Below are 20361 nucleotides of genomic sequence, written 5' to 3'. Positions count from 1 at the left end.
TCTGCCCGCCGTGCGGGCCGCCCTCGTTACCCGCCTGCTCCGCGCCCGAGCACCGCCACGATGCCCCCATTGCCGCAAGTGGATCAGCGCAACGCCGGATCTGGTCCTGCCAAAGTAGTGCTAAGAACGGACGTTTTGCTCTCGGCCATCTTTGGCTGTTCACTTACGCTGTCTACACAGACTGTTTCAGTGAGGTGGTCCCCATCCATCGGACAGTTTGACGGCCTGGATAAGCTCAGTCCTGGTTCTCGTCAGGCCGCCAATTTCGCCACCCCGTTCGCCCCAAAGGCCTCATCGGGGGTCTGCCCCGCCAGGGCGCTATGTGGGCGTGCGGCATTGTAGTAGCCGATCCACTTCGACAGCCCGGCCCTCAGTTCTGAGCCGGTCTCGAAGGCATGTAGGTAAACGCACTCATACTTCAGGCTGCGCCAGAGCCGTTCGATGAAGACATTGTCCATCCAGCGACCGCGGCCGTCCATCGAGATACGTATCCCGGCCTGCAGTAGCAGGCCAGTAAACCGCGGCGAGGTGAATTGGCTGCCCTGGTCGGTGTTGAAGATCTCCGGCCGACCGAACCGCGCCATGGCCTCCTCCAGCACCTCAAGGCAGAACTCCACCTCCATGGTGTTCGACACCCGCCAGGCCAGCACCTTGCGCGTCGCCCAGTCCATCACCGCGACCAGGTAGAGGAAGCCGCGCCGCATCGGAATGTAGGTAATGTCGGCGCACCAGACCTGGTTTGGCTGATCGATCGCCAAATCCCGCAGCAGGTAGGGGAAGACCCGGTGCTCGGGGTTCGGCACCGTCGTCCGTGGCCGCTGGTAGATCGGCGCCAGGCGCATCTTCGCCATCAGCCGCCGGATGCGCTTGCGGCCCACCGCGTAGCTCTCCCGCCGCAGATGCCGCGCCATCTGCCGGGTGCCGTACCAGGGCGCCTCCAGGAACTGCGCATCGATCAGCCGCATCAGTTCCAGGTTCAGCGGCGTCTCTCCGGCAGGCCGGTGGTAGAACCCCGACCGGCTGATCGAAACCAGCTCGCACTGCCGTACGATCGACAACCGTGGATGCTCCGGCTCGATCATCTGGCGCCGCCGATCCAGCCTCATCGACCGGAGGCTTTGGCCAAAAAATCCCGCTCCACCACCAACTGGCCAATCTTGGCGTGCAGCTTCTCGACATCCGCCTCGGCCGCCTTCGTACTCTCCTGCACCGCTGATTTGCCGGAGAATACTGCCGTCAGCCCTTCCATGGCCTGCCGCTTCCACTCGCCGACCATCGTCTGGTGAATGCCGTGCTTGGCCGCCAACTGTGCCGCTGTCAGCTCACCCCGCAGCGCTTCCAGCGCAACTTTCGCCTTGAATCCGCCGAATATCGCGTTCGCTTGCCCGTCATCTGGGTCCGTCCTTCTCGCAGGCGAACCGAGCTTAACCGCCTGTCCGAAATCCGGGGACCACCTCACAGGCCCTACTATCCCAGCTACTCGCCAAGCTCGAACACACGCAGGCGGGCACCGCCGTCGCCCACAGAAACCCCGAAGATCCGCAGCCCGCCCATCAGCGGAATAAGTCACTTTTGCCGGGTTATGCCCGCGAGGAGCATTATTCTGGCAGGTCCGCATAGCACTCAGAAATGGGTGTGAAGCTATCCTGCACTGGATGACCAGGGAGACGTCCGAGTTTGGCTCACCTTGCCTACGTGGATTGCAGCAACTTGTTCATTGAGGCGCAGAAGGTCAGCGCTGTCGCCCGAGGCATGGCTCACAACCTGCACAACGCCAGTCAGCGGGGCGTTATCGACTTTGAGTACCGCCTCGACCTCTACCGGTTGATGGACCTCCTGGTCCGAGCAGAGGGGCAAACCAGGGCAGTGGTGTTCGGCAGCGTCACGGACACCAACGAGGGCATGTGGCACCACGCTGCTAATGCCGGTTTCGAGGTGGTCACGGTCGAGCGGGGCTTCTCAGGCAAGGAGAAGCGCGTCGACACCAGCGTGGTGACCCGCATGTGCCGGGACGGCTACCGCTTCGCTGATCCTGCACGTGACCGCATCACCCTGGTCGCAGGCGATGGCGACTACGAGCCCACCGTGCGGCAGCTGGTAGCGGATGGGTTTGCGGTGACCGTCCTGTACTGGTCCCACGCCAGCAGGGAGCTGCGTGAGGCGGCGACGGCCTTCCACGCACTCGACACCTACATCGGCGACCTTGCCCTGGGTTGAGGGCCTGGCGACCCGACGGCCTGCCTTGTCGGGCTCGCGTCCCGGTAAGACCCAGAGTAGGCAGCCTTGGGGGAGGGGTGAACGCAATGCTCTTGCCTCCCCGCTGCCCACGGTGGGAGTTGCGCCGCAAGCTAGCTCGTTTCGTCCTGCCTGCTACCTTCGTTCTCGCTCGCCTCATGCGCCTCGTCCGGCGCTGGTTCTGACGGCACACCCACTCCCATGAGGTTAGCACTCGATGCCACAGCCTCTTGAACGCGTACCGCCGCCAGTGCAGCAGTCTCCACAGCCATCACGGTCGGGGCTGTCATGGCGATCAGCACCGCAGCCGCAGTGCTCGCGAGAGGGCCCGCGCTGCTGGCTGTGACGTCCACCGGCTGCTCGCCGCTGACCTGAGCGCCGACCAGTGGCGTGCTTTCGGGCTGTTCTTGCGCACGCGGCCTACGAACCCGCTGCTGCTTAGCCGGTGACGGTGACGCCTGATTGCTTTTCCCCACCGACGGCTTCTTGGCTGCCTCGGGCTTGGCTGCTGCTCTGCTGGTCGACCGTGGCAGCGCGGCCTTAGTCCTGGTGGCTGCCGTGCTCGCGCTCTTGGACTTGGCGGGAGTAGCGCTACCCGTACGCCCCTTCGGGGCTGTCGCAGCGGCTCTACCCTGTTTGGCTGGGGTTGCTACGGCCCGAGACTTGGCGGCAGTGGGTTTGGCCGCTGGCCTTGCCGCAGTGGTCCTGGCGCCTGCCGCTGTAGCCTTCCTGGCCTTCGTCGAGGCAACGGTGGACTCGCGTCGCTTGGAGACAGCCGCCGTAACTCTGCCCTGCTTGGCGGGCGGTGCCGATGTACGAGACTTGGTGGCCGTGGCCTTGCTCGGCACAGGCTTCGAAACTGCTGCGCGGGCGCGGGTCGATGCTGCACCCTGAGGCTTGGCTACTGCGGGCGCAGTCGTTCCCTTCGCCGGGGTAGTGCGGGCGGTCGCTCTCTGCCCAACAGTTGCGGCTGTCCGGCTTTTGCGGGCCGCGGCCTGTACAGCAGGTGTCCGAGCCACCTTCGGCTTCGCAGTCGTTCTCTGGCTGGCTTTGGGGGCGGCAGCTGCCTTGGTGCTGCGTGCCCGCTGGGCCGCTACTGGCGTCGCCGGCTTCTTGCTAGCCACGTTGGGCTTAGCAGTGTTGCGTGCGGCTCCTGTAGCCGCGGATCGCGCTCCCGAGGTGCTGGCTGCCGATCGGGCCACTTTCTTGGGCTTATCCTCGTCGCGTGGGGTCTTCGCCATGGGAGTTACGCCACCTTCGCGGTTGATGCAGCGGCGACTGAATTATCGGGCCGAGATCATCATCCCAGTCTGGAAGGTGCCGCACCAGGGCAAACTCATTACGCCCGCGGCGAAGCATCGAAGGAGACCCACGGTCGACGAGAGGCGATCGCGGCGGGTTGGGGGTCGATCGAGATGTGTGCGCGAGCCACTGCCCCAGCGATCGAACCTCGAACTTCCGAGGCCGCCACCATCGCCGAAAGCGATGTAGATCAGAGCACTAAAGGTTGTTGGCCAAATCGCCCAACTCCCAACCCTCGGAGACGAAACGCGCTCCGGAGAGAGAATTCAGCCCTCGTTCCGAAGTCGCACCATCAACCCTGCAAGCAAAAACCTAGGCCACACCTGCGCTTCTGCGCGGCCTGTACTTACTGGGAGAGAGTTGGTCTGGGGTCCGACTGGAGCAGCGGTAGGAGCTGGGAGCAAACATTCTCTGGGCGGGCGCTCAGGGGACCAATGCTGTGGAGAGCTGACGGCATCGCCTTGCAGGCTTGTGCCTACTGAGCACAACCGGCTCGAGAACGCTCGCTGGCCCCAGACCGAAGATGGGGCGGGGCCATGGTGGCTGGCCTGGCGACACCTGCAGGGTCGAACCACAGGATCCCACACCGATGCAACAGGAGAGTTCAATCACATACGTCGCCTACTTGTGTTAGCACTCTAAGATGCTACTAATACGTGTACAACGATGCGAGGGGGCTCCGTCGTTGTAACTTACCAAGCGTTCGGGGGGGGGGGACGCTTGTGAATGAACTATTTGGCAGTGAGAGGCCGCCCGGTGGTTCTTTCTGCCGGGCGGATCTCATCGTTTCGCAGGACTCCGTCTGCAACCATGAGTAGCGTTTGAGTCTAAAATGTTGTATCTTTCGGACGGTCGTGTGCTGATCCCCCCCCCTGACTACGCAGCCACGACCGGCCGAGCGCTGCTTTATTCCCCCTGGCGCTCGGCCGTAGTCGGGGGACGCTTCACCAGCCTTGTTCAACGAACGTGGCCTTGCCCCATCGTACAATACAACCCTAAGCTGTGTGCTGATGTCGGCGAGGCTCGCGGTCTATGGACTACCACACGGAACCTGCTGTGCCCGATCGCGACACGGCAGCGCTTGGTACCAGGCTCCTTGTCCTCGAGATGACGATCGCCGCCATAGCGGCACGTCTGCCCCAAGATGATTTGGCAGAGATCGTGTCCATGCTTGTGTTCGTAGCGAAGACTTCCGATGCAGCCCGAGACCTTGATTGTGTGCCGGCCGACACGCCGCATGTCAGGGAGGCCGGCCTCTATGCGGCTGAGATGCTCGAACGCATCTCGAAGTCCCGCAAGCCGCGCGAGCGTGGAATGGCCACGGCCGATGCAGCGTTCTCGGATGCTCAGCAGCATGTCGAGTAGCCGGTCGGGGAAGACCCAGAGTACTCCGCAGACCGTGCTTGAGCCATCGGGGAGTGCCGCAGTGGGGGAGTACGTGCTGACGCCGCACCAGTGCACAGAAGCGAGAAAGCTTCTTGGCTGGACGCAGGTGCGTCTGGCTGCGCTCGCCGGTGTTTCCCGCGAGGTAGTCCGCCTGTTTGAGAATGGAGCTCGTACGACAAGCAAAGGCGCTGTGCAGTTGATCCGGTTCGCTCTGGAAACCGAGGGGGTCGACTGTGGGACCAGTTGGGAAAGCGAGCCGCGGCTTAGAGTGCGCACCTGACCCTATCCATAATGCCCAGGAAGCCGACAACGCTTCCAAGCTGAGGTGACTGTCCGGGTGCGCGGTGAGGGATGCAGTACGACACCTTTTGAACGGAGCTAGGTGCTGGAGCATCGGAGCGGGTGCATCTAGCCCTCGTGTCGAGCCCCGAACCTGAACCACCCCGGGGATTGCTCCCAGGGGCGGCGTTTCTGACTTAACGGCCAGTCGTACCTAGGGCGCGGCTCGCTGCCGTGCCACGAGGGTTGGCGCGAGTGCCATCCGACTGGCCCGGATAAGCGCCCGAGGTGTTAGTACCGGCTGCGCGGTCGACGGCGCGAGACGCCGCCGTACCAGGCGGGTTCCCAGGCGTACCGTCAGGCCGGCCGGCAGTGTTCAGCGGGTCGCCCGTGCGGTCGGCAGCCCGGGAGACGGCGGTGCCAGGCGGGTTGCCGGGCGTGCCATCCGGGCGACCGGCGGTGTTGAGCGGGTCAGGCTGGGTGCAGGCGGCAAGGCTGCCGAGAGCAAGCACAACGGTGCCGGCGCGTAGGACAGATTGAAACATCAGGTCATCTCCACATGGTCAACAGGGGCTCTCATCGACGCCCCAACCTCTGCGACGATGAGCTAAATGGGTTGAGTAAGATAGAGCATTTAAACGCTGTGATTGTATGATGGATCCGAGGCTGGTGCCGGGATGGCGAGCGGCAGACCAGATCAAGGACCCGAAACGCATGTGCGACGTGCTGCTGGTAGGCAGGAGCGAGTTGATGCGAGGAGTTCTCAGTGGCTTGCTGGAACGCGAGCGGCTGGACGTGCGTGAGGCAGCTACGCCTACTGAGGCACTTGCCCTGCTGGAGGAGGCTGGAGGCTGCCGAGTACTGGTGACGGACATCGATCTGGGCGTGCCGGGGCTGAACGGCTTCGAACTGGTGGAGCGGATGAGGCAGCAGGTACCCCATCTTCCTGTGGTATTCGTCACCGGCCATTGCGTGGCATTCGAGACCCGCTCGCAGAGACTCACAGAAGTCACGCTCGCCAAACCGGTCCATCCGGCCGACCTTATTGGAGCCCTACGCGGCTTTCTGCAGACCTCACCGCGGTGCCCAGAGATCACCTCCAGACAGCCTGAAAGCGCCTCTGCAAGGTCTTGAGCAGGCCACAACTCCGGCGCCTCTACGCCCCGTCTCAGCCAGTGCTGCTTACCCGGCATAAACCTGGCTCAGCGAGGATTTCGCTTCATGATCTCCGATGCCTTTCCGCTTCTCGCGACCGGACCAGTAACTGGAACTACATCCAGCGATTGGTCGCAGGCAGAGGCGTTCCTCGCCTGGAACCCTGCTTGGAAGGTTGAAGAAACTCCAGACAACGAGGGTGCGACTTACCTTTCTGTCGTTCCCCCTGGGCAGCAGTGTGCATGGTGGATCTGTCGCACAACCGAGTACTGGGTCGCAGCACTCTCGCCCTGCGGCACACAGGTGTTCCGCTCCACCGATGTGGCAGCAGCACTGGCAGGCGTGTGGGAGCGGGCGCCCTGAGGGGCGAGCTGGCGCGCCCTTCGGCTGCACCCTCAAAACCCGTCGAACTTGGTTCGTATGGAGGCACTTTCTTTGACACACGATCCCTCAGCCGTGGCGCTTGCTGCCCTGGTGCTGAACGTCTCGCTCATGAGGCACCTCGCCGCGCGAGGTCTGTTGGAAGACGACCTCAAGCCCGTATTCAACGACGTCGCCGACAGCCTCAAGGGACATCCAAGTGAGGTGGCCGTTATTGCGGTCCTGAGCGAGATGGTCAGCCAGCCGCAGGACTGAGATTGGGTGTAACGCCGTCGTGCTATATGGTGGGCAGGTGCAAGCTGCCTGCCTGAGGGCTCCGTGCGCAGCTACAGTTCCATGCGCAAAGGATCCAGTTAAGAGGCCCTCTAAGGTTCGAAGCACCTCCTCAGCGCAACATTCTGAGCACCACCACGTTCTTGGAACTGGCTGCGAGAAGTCTGAGTTAGCGGGCAACGCTGATGGAACCAGCTCACTCCAGAATGAGCATTGCCGGAATTCACCGGGCAAGGATGAAGAATGCCCGAAGCAGTCATCGCCGACGTACGGTTCTTTACGCGAAGCAGTCCGTACACCCTCAGCTCAGTTGCAGAGATAGCCTTCGGCACCGCGCCCGAGGTAGACCTGCTGCTGACAGGCGTTGCGCCCCTGCAAATTGCAAGTCCATCCGATGTAAGTTTCCTGGATAATCGGCGCTACGCCTCAGCGTTGGAGAAGACCTCCGCTGGAGCAGTAATTATCCACCCAGAGATGGTCGCGCTAGTGCCGGCAGGAACAGTGCCTGTTGTGACCGTAGAGCCGTACGCCGGTTGGGCGCGGGTCGCTGCTCTATTTCATCCAGCGCCGCCGCTGTCTCCAGGCGTGCATCCGTCAGCAGTCATTGCTGAAACTGCGCGCGTCGACCCCACGGCGGAGATCGGCCCCTTCTCGGTCGTCGAAGCAGCAGCCGAGATCGGTGCTGGCTGCCGGATTGGCAGCTTTGTTGCTATAGGAGCGGGGGTTGTGCTTGGCCCTCATTGCCGGATTGGAGCGCATACCAGCCTGAGCCACGCCATCCTGGGCGCCCGCGTGTACGTCTATCCAGGTGCCCGCATCGGACAGGAAGGGTTCAGCTTCGCCGCTACCAAGACTGGGTTCTTGTCAGTTCCCCACCTCGGTCGGGTGGTCCTGGAGGACGATGTTGAGGTCGGCGCCAACACCACGATTGACCGGGGATCGACGGGGGATACGGTGGTCGGCGCGGGTTCTCGCCTCGATAATCTTGTCCAGATCGCGCACAACGTTCGCCTCGGTCGATGCTGCGTTGTCGTGGCGCAGGTGGGCATAGCGGGCTCCACCGTACTGGAGGACTTCGTCCAGATTGGCGGGCAGGCAGGGATAGCTGGACACCTGCGTGTTGGCAGAGGAGCCAGGATCGGAGCGGGAGCTGGCGTGATGTCGGACGTGCCAATTGGTGTGGCGGTAGTCGGCAGTCCCGCTCAGCCGAGGCTGGAGTTCTTCAGGCAGGTGGCAGCCCTTAAACGTATGATACGCCGAACGCCGAAGTAGCTGCTGCAGCGTACATCATGAAGCCTGCTCAGGAAATTTGGTTAAGGACGGCGTGCTGCCAGCGACCTAGTCCGTTCCATCTTCCTGCATCTGGAGCACGATGAAGCATTACGCCGTGCTTTCAGCGGGACAGCCCGATCCTGGGCGTATGATGCCAGTTCAGCTGTAGGAGGCCAGGAAGAGACTCAGAAGGACTTGAAGGATCGATCCTCCAGCGAAAACGGCCATCAACAGGAGGAAACCAATGAACAGGAAGGCTAGCAGAAGCGCTCGGCCGAGACATCCGGCCCTTGCTGCCGGTGTTGGGGGAGCTTCATCGTAGGCGACGATATCGGTCACGGGGCGGCGTCGTGATGCAGCTGCAAGCATGTCGCGCAGGCGCCCAGGGAGAACGTCGCGCTCCACGCTCTCAGAACCGGGCAAACCCGGTCCCCACGGGTTGAGTCTTCGCCGGGGCGCACGTGCAGGTGCAGGTACGGTAATAGGCCTCGGTGTCGAAACCTGCGGTGCCGGGACACTTTGCCGTTCCGGCTGAACGGTCGGCCGAGCGGGTGATGTAGCAGCGCCCCGCACGGGGTCGGCTACCCCGAACTGCGCACCGCATTGTGGGCATCTCGGGGATGTCAGCCACTGGCCGGGAGCATGGTTCGTGCAGAAGTACCGGACCTGAGCCTCGTGGCAGGCATCGCATTCGCCGAGGGCGGCCTGGGTGGTTCCGCAGCTTGGGCACCGCAGGACTACACTGCTCATGGCCCCCGCTCCGGGTTCGGTGGCGTTGCGACGCTCTCTTCAGGCACCTGCGGATAGACCGCGTCGATCAAGGCCAAGGGGAGGTGCATTCGATAGACCTGGGCAAGGGAGCCTTCCACGTAGCGCGCGAGCGTTGGGACCCTTTCGCGCGGCCCGAATGCCTCGCGGGGCAGGCGGCGCGAGAGCGCCACAGTCGTCAGCACCGGTCGGGCCCGGTAGGCGGGGTAGATGGCATAGCGCTCTTCGACATGGTCATGCCCGCGCACCATGTGCGTCACGGGCCGGCCGAGGCCTCGGCTGACCTCGCAGAAGGCCGCGAAGTCCTCGTAGCCGAACTGGCTTCCCCGGGAGTAGCGGTTGGGTATCTTCCGACGGGCTGTTGGGTGCGCCCGGGTCCATGTGAAGTCGGTGAGGCAGGCCGGGTCGTTCCAGTCACCGCTCGCCGAGAGCCGCGCGTGCAGGTCGGTCAAAGGGAATCCTGCATGCGCGATCAGGAGCCCGTCCGGGAGGAACAGCGCGCGGGGCGCTGTCGTGAAGAAACGGACAGCGGTCTTGCCCACCCGTTCAATCCACTCGTGGCTGACATGGGCGTTCAGGAAATCTGAGAAGTCAGCAGGGGAGACGCTCGAGGCGAAATGCACGCCGTCATAGGACAGCGCCTCGTCATGGTTGCCGGCGATGACGCAGATGCACTCGGGCGCCTCAAGGACCAACTCGAACACACGCAGCAGGACTTCGAGGCCGTATCCCTCATCGTCGAAGAAATCACCAAGGAAGACGATCCGGGGCCGCTCCGCGCCGGACTTGGCGCTCTCCCCATCGATCACGGCGAGCGCCGCCTCCAGCGCCAGAAGATCACCGTGCAGGTCCCCGATGATCCAGAGCGGAACCGTGCTTGGCACCTCACTGACCCGGATAGCCCTATCGCCAGGGCCGAATCGGTCGCGGTCAAAGAGCAGACCGGGCCCGCCTGCGCGGTCCAGCAACTCCTCCATGGCCTCGACCGTCGCGCGCATTCGGGCGCGTAGCGCGGCGGGATCGACTGCCCGGCGGACAGCGTCCCAGTCTAGGTCGGTGATGTCCCGAGGGGGCGGGATTGGGATTTCGGTGACGGGAGGATCCGCGGCCTGCTCCGGTATCAGAGGTACGGGCGGTGGTGCCGGGTCCACGGCCTCGGCCGCGTACGTTGGCGCGACGTCGCCGGCGGATGTGCTGGGGGAGGCAGGAGCCAGGCAGGGACGCATTGCGGGCTCCGGTGCTGCGGGCACCGGCTGGCTCACGGGCGGGGTCTCTGGCACGTCGCTCATCGGCCTGCGCGCAGCGTGAGCGGCAGCTTGGCGACCCCCTTGGACTCGCGACCGGCAGCAATGATATCGCCTTGGTTCAGGGGGCGAGGCGACTTCAGGGCGCTTCCGTTCACGAGGGTCTCGTTCACCGTCGGGCCGACCGGCACTAGCACCCACTGCCCGGCGGGCCCGCGCTCAATTACGCACTGGCGGTTGTCCCAGAATTCTGCCTCCGGCCCGAACTGCCGCATGAGGCTTTTCCCGAGTTCGGTGCGGACCCTGATCGCCAGCGATTTGCCGCCGCCCTGCAGCTCAATTATTTCGGAAACAAGCGGCCTGCCTGGCGACGAAGTCGCAGCGCCTGAGGGGGGCGAAATCGGAACCCCCTTCAGCGGGGCCGGCGCAGGCTCGGGTTTCCGATTCCGGCCGCTGAGCACAAGGCGGAGTTCCTCCGCGGTGGGCCGGGCCGCCCGGTCAGGGGAGAGGCAGCGATGCAGGGCCGCGCTGACATCGGCATTGGCGGCCGGCTCCGGCATCAGGCCGATCAGGGCCGGCGGCTTGGCCTCATAGGCCTGAACTCGTCTCGCATACTCACCCGGGTCCTCCGACCAGTACGGGTGCTGCCCGGCCAGCAGCTCGTAGAGCATTAGCCCACAAGTGAAGACGTCCGAGGCCGGCACTGGCACCCCGCCGCGGACGAGATGCTCCGGCGAACGGTAGTTGTCGGTGCCGACATAGCCCTGGAAGCCGTGCCAGGGAGCCCGCTGGTCCGCGAGCAGCGAGAAGTCCATGTCGATCAGCTTAAGCTGGTATCCTGAGCCGATCGTCGGGTCCTTGATCAGGTAGGCGTTGGCGGGCTTGAGGTCTGCGTGGACGACTCTGGACTCATGGAGCGCAGCTATCCCAGCCATAAGGACCTTGGCCCAGGTCACGTGCTGCGCCCAGATGGCGGGATCGCCCGCCGGCGCCGTGCCTGTCCGGCGGTGCTGCTCGCGCTCTTCGTCGAGGACGTGCTGGAGGTCGGCACCGTTCTCGACGAACTCGTAGGCCTGAAAGTAGCAGCGGCCGCCCCAGATCTCCTCGAAGGCATCCACTTGGCGGACCGCGAACCGTCCGGCTTTACCGCCCAGCACGCGGGCCGAGAGCTCCTTCTGATACCCGACGAAAGCCTTGTACCAGACCACCGTCGGCGCGGGCGACTTGTACTGCTTGAAGAAGACTTTCTGGCCTGTCGGCGCCTGCGCCGCGTAGGAGATCGCCATCATCCCCGGCCCGAATACCTTGGTGATGCGGTAGCCGTGGATAACGTCGCCGACTTTCAGCTTCTTTGCCATGGCGGTCGGCTCAGGCGATACGGGCGCTCAAAGTGCCACGGTCTCAGCCGATCGGGACACGCTGGCCGCGAGCTGCTTTAGCGTGTTCCGAAAGTTCGCGGGATCGGAGGTGAACTTCTGCAGGGCTTCTTGTGGGTTCAGGCCCTCGAACTCCACTACTTCCCACTCCGACTTGTCGATCTGGCTCAGCCGGTCATAGCCCTCGAAGTTGGGCGCAAAGAGGCTGAGAATAATACGATTGGCCATGACGACGTTCGCCACGTCCTGGAGCGATCCGCCCTTCGCCTCAGGAAGGCTCATCGTTTCCTTGAAGGAGGCATCGGTAAACACGACGACCACTCGGGCAGCGTCGCTCCGGTAGCGCCACTTGCCGGGATCAATGGTCTGGATCCCCTTCGGGAGCGCCTCCATCGTGGCAATCTTGTAGAGCGCGTCGAGGAGTGATTCCGGCTCATCGCCACCGCCGGCCGCGCTCAGCGTCCCGAGTTGCGCTTTCAGTTCAGCCGCATCCCGCACGAAGGGGTTGTCGACGATCCAGGGCAGCCCTTCCTTCTCGGCACTCTCCAGGTCCCGGTAGCCGACGACCTTGGCGCGCCAGTCCTTAACGGGGGCTGCGTTGTTCGCGTCGCCTCGGCTCAGGGAGTCCACGAAGGCCTCGATGTTGTAGCGAAGCGCATCGATGCAGGGTGCCATGCTGCCGCTGACGTCGACGACGAAGACGATGTCGGCGACACCCTTCGTCTTGCCACGGGTCTGCGGGGCTTGGAGACTGGCCGCGGGTTCGGCGATGCCAATGGAAGCGCCGGGGGCAGGCTCTGGTTCCGGGGAAGGTTCGCTCGCGTTCATAGGAGCGTTCGTCACCGCACCGGCCTCGGGTGCCGCTTCAGCTGCGCCAGGCATCGCTCCAGATTCCAAACCGGACCCAGCATCAGTGGTGGGCGGGGTCGGCGCGTGCTCAGTGCTGCTCATTCAACTACTCCACAAACAAGGCCTACGGACCGGGGGCGATCTGCACCTGCAGGTAACGGAGCGGAGAGGAGGAAGTTCAACGCTTCGCCGGGTTCGCACCACGCAAGTCCCGTAATCGAGCCGGCCGCTGCGGGTACAAGCTCTCTCTCAGCAAACCCGCTGCGCTCCTCATGCCAAGAGCAGCCGGTCATCCCCAGGGCTCAGGCCATCAAAAGGGTTAGACCGCGCGCGCCGCTTGGCTTGTGCTGGAGGTTGAGCGAACGGTGCATCGGCACGGCCGTAGCACGCTACGACGCGGTCACGCTCCACCGACCATCGGTCGGCGGGGCTCGGGCTGGTAGCGGCACCCGGACGTTGGGTCAGCCGCACCGGAGCCCCACGATGGTCAAGCAGAGCTATAGCGCCACGCAACCCGACATCCCCGCGCCACCGAGCCTGGCCCGACTGTGCCCGCTCGCCGCCTACGCGAGGGGGCGCTCGCTGAGGTGCCCACTCGCGCTCCTGGCGGTCTACGTGGGACCGTTCAGACCGCCCTGGCTGCCTGCAACGCCCTGGGCACGCCCGCCATCCTCTTGGCAGCTGTGAAACAACTCCGCACCGCCCTGGCCCAGAAGGACTACCAACTCCTGTCAGCCGCTTCGACCGCCGGCCCACGGTGATCTCCGCCCAAAAGGCCTGCCTTCACATCATTGTGGTGTTTCAAGGCGAGCGGCAGAGGATGTGACGCATGAAAGCGGACAGAGTATCTGGCCCTGCGAGCCCACAACCCCGGTGATAGAGGGGTGGCAAGTTGGACACAGCAGAACGCTATCGGTTCGTCGCGACACAGGCGCAGGAGAGGGCCGAGTACCATCGTGAATGCCCGGACCTCAGCGCCGCCTACAGGCGCTTGGCCACGCGTTACACCCGCCTTGAACGCCAGACAGGAAACGCTACGCTCGAGGAGCAGCAACCATCTCTCTTACGTCAGCGTCGGTACGCACTTCTGCCGCCGTCATCCGCACTGAGGAACTTGTCCGACGCCCGCCGGACCACGCCGTAGCACTCGCAAGATACGTTCTCGAGCCCAGCCCGGTCGGTGATGGTGATCCTGCCCCGCTCGTAGCGGATTAGCCCCGCCTTCTGCAGGCTACCCGCCGCGACAGTGACGCCTGCACGGCGCACGGCCAGCATCATTCCCAGCAGCTCGTGCGTCATTGGGAAGTCGTCCCCGCAAGATCGGTCGTGCGCGATCAGCAGCCATCGAGCCAGGCGTTGCTCGGTGTAGTGGTGGCCGTTGCAGGCCGCGGTGCGGGCGACCTGCCCGTGGTGCACCAGCACATAGCGTAGCAGCAAATGGCGTAGCACCCGGTCAGCGTCCATCGCCTCCTGCAAGGCCGTAGTGCCGATGCTCAGGGCATCGCCGGGGCACTGCACCATGGCCTCAAGGTCATCGTGGTCGCTTCCAAGAATGACCGGTATCCCAGCCACACCCTCATAGCCGATCACGCCGACTTCGGCGGCGTCACCGTCCTCCAGCGTGGCGATCATGGAGACCCATGCCGTTTCGAGGAAGTACACGGCGGTGATGGGCTTCTCCGGCAGGTGCAGAACCTGCCGGAACGCGAGGTCTACGGGCGTGAGCTGCGGCCAGAGCTGGGCGAGGCTGTCGGCCGGCAAGGCCGACAGGAGACGGTTCTTGGGCGTGGGTAGAAGGGACAAGGCCAACATGGGGCTCCCGCGAAAGGTGCCGGCGGGAGCGCTCGCATCTCTCAGCTACCCGCGCCGTGAGGCCGCAGCAGGTAATGCACTGAGGCTTAGCAGCAACGGAGCAGACTGCGTTGTGCTATCGTGTACAGGATATAGCTTTACAGTAATTTGTGAGCGCCATCTTGCCCACTTACCTTGGGTAGCTCCCGTCACTCATGGCTGCGCACCACAGAAATGGTCGCCCAGATAGGCTCTGTCAGCCAGCTTAAGGCTCTTGGAATGGCCCGATGCGGTGGGCCTCGATTGCCCTTACCGCGTAGCGAAGGAATTCCGTGCAATCGTCCCATCCGGGCTGAGCGGCCAAGGATGGCATACCGGTGGCCTTGGAGAGGTGATCCTCAATATGCTGCCGCAACTGCTGGAGCACCTCGCGGGCCAGCTTAGTTCCATCGGATCCAATTAACCGCCATGTGGCGACCTCCGTGACCAGCGCTTGCAGCTGCTCCCACATGGCTTCGTGCTGATCGGCCGGATGTTCCTGAACCTTGGTTGCCAAACTAAAGATTGCGGACACATAGTCGGTGGACGTGCGAGTAGGCATGGGAGATTAGACCCCCGATTGGTGCGCGGGCACGCCGGCCTGCTCGCGAGCAGGGTGGCTCACCGCAGAACCGTTGAGGCACGCCAAATCCTGGTGCGCAATCACGGCCAAAGGCCGGGCGGGAAGGATCATATTCAGCTCCTGCGCTAGTCGGCGGGAGCACTTGCCTCTCTCAGTCGCCCGCACCGAAGGATCGCGGCGGGCGATACACTCCAATATGGGGGTGCTGGGCGGTTCGCCCAGTGCGAAAGCGCACGCAGTCTTGCTTGGCAGCCTCTACTGGCCACCGCTTCGGCTAAGCAGGCCCACCGTGTCGCAGTTCAATCACCTCTACCGCGTCGCGCAGGAACACCATGCGGGCATCCCAGCCGGGTTGCTGGGCCAGGGCCGGCATCCGGGCCGCGATGGTGTCCTGCTCCTCGATGTGCTGGCGCAGCTCGGCCAGCACATCGCGGGTGAGGCCGGTGTCGCCGGACCCCAGTGGTGCAGCAACGCCTCTAGTTCAGGCGAAGGCGATGCCGAGCTGTGCGGGGTTCTCGCTCATGATGTCGGGGGCGGTGAGGGCGATGTGCTCCTTGGCGGACATCACCCCAGGTACCTCGGTCGGGGCTGTGGCTGTGCCTGGCGACAACGGTGACCTGCGTGCAGTGGCAGTCACCGTGCTGCCGCCCGGAGTGCGGATTTCTGAACGCCAGGTTGCCTGGGATCTGGCACCGAACACCTCGATGAACGACGGCCCGGTGCAGGCTGTGGTCGAGAGCAGCGGTGGTCGCAACCTGACACTGAGCATCAACGGCCAGAGTGTCCGGCTGCAGGTAACTCCCGAGACCCCACTGGTGATGCCCATATCTGCCGCTCGCAGTGACTTGGTGGTCGGCGCCACCGTGCTGATCAACGCCGCGCCCGGTTCAGACGGGCAGCTCGCCGTCCCACGGGTGACGGTGAGCAAGGACGGCGTGCTGCCACCGACCTGATCCGGTCCATCCTCCTGCGTCTGGCGCACGATGAAGCGTTACGCCGTGCTTTCAGCGGAACAGCCCCTGGAAATTCCTGGATATTCCACACGGCCACTTTGGCCCATCGCCGCCAGGCTGAACGATGGTGAGGTCGTGGTAGGCACGCACGCTTACACTGCGGAACAGGCGAACCGCGACGGCAGCAGGCCCACTACCCCCAGCAGGAGAAGGACAATTCCGAAGGACCGCTCTCGCGAGTGGTCGACCAACCAAGCAAGTGTCACCTGGGCCGGCGCTTCGGCGAGCAGCTTTTGCAGCACGTAGGATGTGGGGACAGGCGGACCCACAACGGCAGGGGGCGCCCGCACCGCCGCACGTCTCATCTCAAGTGGATGCTTTCCTCGACACCGGTCACCGAGAGCGACCTCATAGCGCGAACTCTGAGGGCAGCGCGGGGAGGTTCGATACTCCTGCGGTACTTGGCCCCATGCAACAGGTATGAAGAGCAGGGATGCCGTTCGGAAGCCCTCAGTCCGAACCTTCGCGGTCAACCCGGCGTCCTTGTGCATCGATGACGTGTTGGCCGTCCTCTTTTGTGAAGGCCCCGATCTGCGCATCCGGAAGAATGTTCAACACCGTCTCGGCGGGTACGGTCAGGCGAACGCCCAGAGGCGTTTCAACAATTGGGCCAGCCATTAGCTCTGGATGGCTCAGCATGGCATCCACCAAAGCAGTGTTTGGCAAGTCCGGATCGCTGAGATGGAGCGAGTCATACAGGGGGCTGTCGAGACGCAGGAGAGCACGTGGAGGCGCGTCCATGCGCCGAAGCAAATCCAGGAGGCGGTCTCGTGCCGGAGGTGCTTGTCGTACTTCGACGAGTTCCGGCTCGATACCGGAGTTGCGAACCAGCGCTATGACGTCGCGTGAGACGGAGACGTCAGGATCATAAAAAATTGTAACCGCACACTGAGCATGACCGATCGCGGAAATGCCGGTCATGCGAGCGTCACGACGACCTGCCGCTTCCCAGCAATGCTCACGGGTTGCCCAGACGTTTCCGGACTGCGCGCATTTGTGCCTTGCTCTCCCCCCGCCGATGGCGCGACTACAGTTCCTCCAGATCGCTCCAAGGGCTTGCTGCCGAACTGTGGGACACCGTGCTCGGGCGGGACGCGAAGCAGGTCCTCCGAACAGATCAGCAGAGGCTGCACGACATTGCCCGGCAGTGTCGTAAGCTTCAGCTTCGCAGCAGCGTCGATCAGCATCCGGAACCGATCGAAGGACTTTCGTCGGTGAAGATCTGTTGCAGATGCTTCCAGCCTGGACGCACCTTCCAGCGCTTCATTCAACACACGGCACACCACTCTTTGCTCGCGGTGGCGCACCTCGAACTGGATCGAGAGCAGTGAGGGCAGCGCTGACACCGTGGACAGCGGTGGCAAGGGGCGCATCATCGACCCGATCCAGTTGGCTTCGCCGGCGTCTTTGGTGGCGTTAAGAACTGGGATGTTGCGGGCCCCGCCGGCTTCTTGTCGGCCTTCGGCTTCTTGGCTTCCCGAGTGCTTCGCTTCTGACCCTTGGCCACGCTGTTCTCCGATCATCGCTGAGCCAACCCCGAATCCTTCGGGGTACGGTAAGGTCAAGCCGCCCGCTGCTGCTCGACGGCAAAAGCCATCATTGGCGCACCCTCGGGCGGAGGCTCGTCGAGGTCACCTGTCCACAGGTTCAGCAAACCGGACGCACCTTCAGCGCGCCTGTGAGCCTTCTTGCGTGCGACTGCCTCAATGCGATCCCGCGATTGCTCGAAGCAGGCCAATGCATCTCTCGCGGTTACATGACGGTGTTTAGCAATTTCTTCGAGGGCGGCACCCGAAATGGCGCAGGGCATCGCGTGGCCATTTACAAATATCTCGAAGAACACACGCCGTTCAGCCCAGCGAGCACAGAAAGGTAATAGAGATCTTGCCGAGTAGAGCATCATTGCCATTCCTTTCAGGAAGGGCCGGGATACATGCTTCTTACATATCGACGGGCAGGGCATTACATGGATCGCAGGATAGGTTGAAACAAGGGCGACACAGTACAGAACCAGAGAGCCGGCCAGGTGGTCGGCTCCGGAAAACTCGCTCGCGACGACCTCCACAGCGACAGGAGAAGCAGTATGCCTCATGACAGCAGGGCAGACTTGGTGGATGCAGCCAGGCGGGAATACGCTCGTCGACAGGAAGCCATCCGGCGCGAAGCCTCTCCGGACGTGGCAGCAGCCCGCAATCCCCTGGAAGCAACCCTTGCCAGGATCTCCGCAGACGTTACAGCCGAGGCTGTTGAGCGTCGGGAACGCGAGGCAAATGGCAGGTAGTGCGACTGCTTCCATACCTGCCATGCGCGGTCGCTGTGCGTCACTCCCGGGAGTGGACACGGGGAGCTAATGCTAATCGGGTGATGCATTTGCGGAGAGCCACGATCCGCCGTACCTGAAGCGGTAGCTAGTTCCTCCACCGCTGATGTACCACTCCAGGAACTTCTTGAACGTCTTGTTGCCCTTCATGCAGAAGTGGCCGTAGTTACCATCGAACAGCCGCCACCACTCGTCGCCGAGGTTAGCGATAGCAAAGGCATGCGCTCCGTAGATCCCTCGCATGGACACGAGGTACACGCCATCGCCACCAGGCGTGTCATTGGTTCCAACCTGCAGGGCATTGTAGATGCCGGTTCCTTCAACGCCTCCTTTGGAGGCTTGGGATCGGCCGTTGTTCAACTTCAATCGGGCTCGCCGGAAGCCGTTGCGCACCGCCGGCCAGATATCGCCCTCGACACGCGTGGCTTTCTCGATCTGCTCAGCACGGGCGAGTTCACCGTCGAAAACCTTTTGGGTCTGGACAGCATTCCAGTTCGTGTCGGTGCACTCCCGCGTGGCAGCGTCGTACGGGTAATCCTCCCCCTTCCAGAGGCCTCTCATCCAGACCGAAGCCAAACCGAAGCAGTACCCTTGCGGGCAGCCGTTGGGCGCTCGGGCACCAGCCGTGTCCATCTGGTCCATCGCGTAGACGAGCACGCCGTCGTTCCACGCCTTGACGGTGACTTCGTTCCATAGAGACACCGAAGCTGCCCCCAAAATTTCCTTGCGGCATGGAAACATGGCCAGCCTATTGGCTGCAACAAAGGCGTGAAATGCGCCCTCCAGTGATCGTCGCGTACTGCTGCCGCTTGGCTTGTGCTGCAGATTGAGCGAAGCACGCATCGGCGCCGCTGCATCACGAGTCAGCCATGCTCCACCGACCAAGTTTCGGCGGGGCTCGGGGTCGTAGCGGCACCCGGAGGTCGGGCCAGCCGCACCGGAGCCCTGCGATGGCAAAGCAGAACCATGCTGCCACACTACCCGATTTCCCCGCGCCGCCACGGCAGGCGATCATCGTTTCCCTGCTCAAGACCGGGCTGCTGGCCCAGAAGCCTGCTCCTATCCAGGAGGATCGGCTGGACCCGCGCGCCAGCGAGCTTGGCCTGGCCGCCGCTGGCGCTCCCACGGGAGGAGGCCAGCCTGTCGAGGCGCCCACATACGCTCCTGGCGGCTTGCGTGCGGCCGCTCAGGCCGTCCTGGCGGCGTGGGACGCCCAGGGCAGGCCCGACACCCTGTCAACGGCGCTGGAACGGCTCCGCACCTCCTTGGCCAGGAGGTCCGCCCAGCCCGCCCCCAGTGGACAGCGCACCCCACGCGCCGGCACCAAGCAGGCTGCTGTGCTGGCCCTGCTGCGCCGCCCCGAGGGCGCCACCGTGGCCCAGGTAGTCGAGGCGACCGGCTGGGCACCTCACACCGTCCGCGGCTTCCTGGCCGGCCTGAAACGGCGCGGCATCCCGATCGACGTAGTGGAACGCGTGCGCCAAGTCGGCCCGGGCAGGGCAGGGGCCAAGGGCAGCTACTCCGTTTACCGTGTGGCGGAGGCAGGCTAATGCGCCGGACCAGCACAGGCTCGCGCTACGCGGTGGCGCTCTACCGAGTGTCCACCGCCGAGCAGGGGCACAGCGGCCTGGGGCTCGAGGCGCAGCAGGCCAGCGTGCGGACATTCGTGGCAGCCCAGGGTTGGACCTTGGTCGCCGAGTACTCCGACGTGGCCAGCGGCAAGGACGACCGCCGGCCGGGGTTCCAGGCCGCACTGGCCCGCTGCCGTCAGCTCGGGGCGACGCTGGTGGTGGCACGACTGGACCGGATCACCCGCCGTGCCCACACCCTCTCGGGTCTGCTCGAGGAAGGGCTGTCGATCCGAGCAGCCGATATGCCCGGGGCGGACGACCTGATGATGCGGGTCTACGCGGCGATGGCGCAGAAGGAGCGGGAGCTGATCTCGGAGCGGACCCGGGCAGCGCTGGCGGCCGCACGGGCGCGTGGGGCGGTGCTGGGCGGCGATCGTGGGCACCGGCCGGCGGTGCCGCCCTGTGCTGGCGCTGCGGCGCGAGTGAGGCGGCGGGCGGCAGAGCAGGCGGCCCACCGGCTGATA

General features: G+C 64.0%; 19 protein-coding genes and 1 pseudogene. 9 read left to right on the top strand and 11 right to left on the bottom strand.

The genetic code is table 11. The features are described from left to right. Positions 1-251: 251 nt before the first annotated feature. Positions 252-1392 (bottom strand): annotated as a pseudogene (locus tag ACLIBK_RS24345) (IS3 family transposase). A 318-nt stretch (positions 1393-1710) separates the two neighbouring features. On the opposite strand from ACLIBK_RS24345, the gene ACLIBK_RS24340 reads away from it, so the two are divergent. The 6 genes from ACLIBK_RS24340 to lpxD all read left to right on the top strand — a co-directional run bounded on the left by ACLIBK_RS24340 (position 1711) and on the right by lpxD (position 8283). Then, positions 1711-2217 (top strand): NYN domain-containing protein, encoded by a 507-nt coding sequence (locus ACLIBK_RS24340; protein ID WP_415389896.1) that lies wholly within the window; start codon positions 1711-1713, stop codon positions 2215-2217. A 2352-nt stretch (positions 2218-4569) separates the two neighbouring features. Then, a complete protein-coding gene (locus tag ACLIBK_RS24335) occupies positions 4570-4902 on the top strand; it encodes a hypothetical protein (protein WP_415389898.1) in 333 nt (110 codons plus the stop codon). Further along, positions 4796-5203 carry a helix-turn-helix domain-containing protein gene (locus ACLIBK_RS24330; RefSeq protein ID WP_415389897.1) on the top strand — a complete coding sequence of 136 codons (408 nt, stop codon included), beginning with the start codon at positions 4796-4798 and terminating at the stop codon, positions 5201-5203. The genes ACLIBK_RS24335 and ACLIBK_RS24330 overlap by 107 nt, the downstream gene beginning before the upstream one ends. A gap of 713 nt (positions 5204-5916) precedes the next feature. Beyond that, positions 5917-6336, top strand: a complete 420-nt coding sequence (locus ACLIBK_RS24325; protein WP_415389895.1) for a response regulator — start codon at positions 5917-5919, stop codon at positions 6334-6336. A 456-nt stretch (positions 6337-6792) separates the two neighbouring features. Further along, complete coding sequence (locus tag ACLIBK_RS24320) at positions 6793-6993, top strand: hypothetical protein (RefSeq protein WP_415389894.1); 201 nt, start codon at positions 6793-6795, stop codon at positions 6991-6993. 261 nt (positions 6994-7254) lie between these two features. Then, positions 7255-8283: a UDP-3-O-(3-hydroxymyristoyl)glucosamine N-acyltransferase gene (gene lpxD, locus ACLIBK_RS24315; RefSeq protein WP_415389893.1), complete on the top strand. Its 1029-nt coding sequence runs from the start codon at positions 7255-7257 to the stop codon at positions 8281-8283. 746 nt (positions 8284-9029) lie between these two features. On the opposite strand, the gene ACLIBK_RS24310 is transcribed toward lpxD, so the two are convergent. The 6 genes from ACLIBK_RS24310 to ACLIBK_RS24285 all read right to left on the bottom strand — a co-directional run bounded on the left by ACLIBK_RS24310 (position 9030) and on the right by ACLIBK_RS24285 (position 15360). Further along, positions 9030-10049, bottom strand: coding sequence for a metallophosphoesterase (locus tag ACLIBK_RS24310; protein WP_415389892.1), 1020 nt, complete (start codon positions 10047-10049; stop codon positions 9030-9032). Between the two features lie 287 nt (positions 10050-10336). Continuing rightward, on the bottom strand, positions 10337-11653 hold the full coding sequence (locus ACLIBK_RS24305; protein ID WP_415389891.1) for a serine/threonine protein kinase: 1317 nt from the start codon (positions 11651-11653) through the stop codon (positions 10337-10339). Positions 11654-11680: 27 nt separating this feature from the next. Next, positions 11681-12622 carry a hypothetical protein gene (locus tag ACLIBK_RS24300; protein WP_415389890.1) on the bottom strand — a complete coding sequence of 314 codons (942 nt, stop codon included), beginning with the start codon at positions 12620-12622 and terminating at the stop codon, positions 11681-11683. Positions 12623-13588: 966 nt separating this feature from the next. Continuing rightward, positions 13589-14332 carry a Crp/Fnr family transcriptional regulator gene (locus tag ACLIBK_RS24295; RefSeq protein ID WP_415389889.1) on the bottom strand — a complete coding sequence of 248 codons (744 nt, stop codon included), beginning with the start codon at positions 14330-14332 and terminating at the stop codon, positions 13589-13591. 244 nt (positions 14333-14576) lie between these two features. After that, the gene (locus ACLIBK_RS24290; protein WP_415389888.1) at positions 14577-14867 is read right to left on the bottom strand and encodes a hypothetical protein; all 291 of its coding nucleotides are present in this window, start codon (positions 14865-14867) and stop codon (positions 14577-14579) included. Positions 14868-15207: 340 nt separating this feature from the next. Beyond that, entirely contained in the window at positions 15208-15360 is a 153-nt protein-coding gene (locus ACLIBK_RS24285; protein ID WP_415389887.1) for a hypothetical protein, read from the bottom strand. A gap of 127 nt (positions 15361-15487) precedes the next feature. Here ACLIBK_RS24285 and ACLIBK_RS24280 point away from each other — a divergent pair, with 127 nt between their 5' ends. After that, positions 15488-15886, top strand: a complete 399-nt coding sequence (locus ACLIBK_RS24280; protein WP_415389886.1) for a hypothetical protein — start codon at positions 15488-15490, stop codon at positions 15884-15886. 510 nt (positions 15887-16396) lie between these two features. Here the strand turns inward: ACLIBK_RS24280 and ACLIBK_RS24275 are convergent. The 4 genes from ACLIBK_RS24275 to ACLIBK_RS24260 all read right to left on the bottom strand — a co-directional run bounded on the left by ACLIBK_RS24275 (position 16397) and on the right by ACLIBK_RS24260 (position 19109). Next, positions 16397-16867: an ArsC/Spx/MgsR family protein gene (locus tag ACLIBK_RS24275; RefSeq protein WP_415389885.1), complete on the bottom strand. Its 471-nt coding sequence runs from the start codon at positions 16865-16867 to the stop codon at positions 16397-16399. Next, complete coding sequence (locus tag ACLIBK_RS24270) at positions 16864-17469, bottom strand: hypothetical protein (protein ID WP_415389884.1); 606 nt, start codon at positions 17467-17469, stop codon at positions 16864-16866. Before ACLIBK_RS24270 ends, ACLIBK_RS24275 begins: the two co-directional genes overlap by 4 nt. 38 nt (positions 17470-17507) lie before the next feature. After that, positions 17508-17849: a DUF1488 family protein gene (locus ACLIBK_RS24265; RefSeq protein WP_415389883.1), complete on the bottom strand. Its 342-nt coding sequence runs from the start codon at positions 17847-17849 to the stop codon at positions 17508-17510. Positions 17850-18299: 450 nt separating this feature from the next. Next, on the bottom strand, positions 18300-19109 hold the full coding sequence (locus tag ACLIBK_RS24260; protein WP_415389882.1) for a YopT-type cysteine protease domain-containing protein: 810 nt from the start codon (positions 19107-19109) through the stop codon (positions 18300-18302). Between the two features lie 107 nt (positions 19110-19216). Between ACLIBK_RS24260 and ACLIBK_RS24255 the strand changes: the two genes are divergently transcribed. After that, entirely contained in the window at positions 19217-19816 is a 600-nt protein-coding gene (locus ACLIBK_RS24255) for a DUF3489 domain-containing protein (RefSeq protein ID WP_415389881.1), read from the top strand. After that, positions 19816-20361 (top strand): recombinase family protein (locus ACLIBK_RS24250; RefSeq protein ID WP_415389880.1); only part of this gene is annotated, 546 nt, incomplete at its 3' end. The genes ACLIBK_RS24255 and ACLIBK_RS24250, both read left to right, overlap by 1 nt.

This window comes from Roseomonas sp. BN140053 (assembly GCF_047690175.1).
GTDB lineage: Bacteria > Pseudomonadota > Alphaproteobacteria > Acetobacterales > Acetobacteraceae > Roseomonas.
Note: the sequence above shows the minus strand (reverse complement) of the source record. Positions and strands in the feature narration are given on the sequence as shown.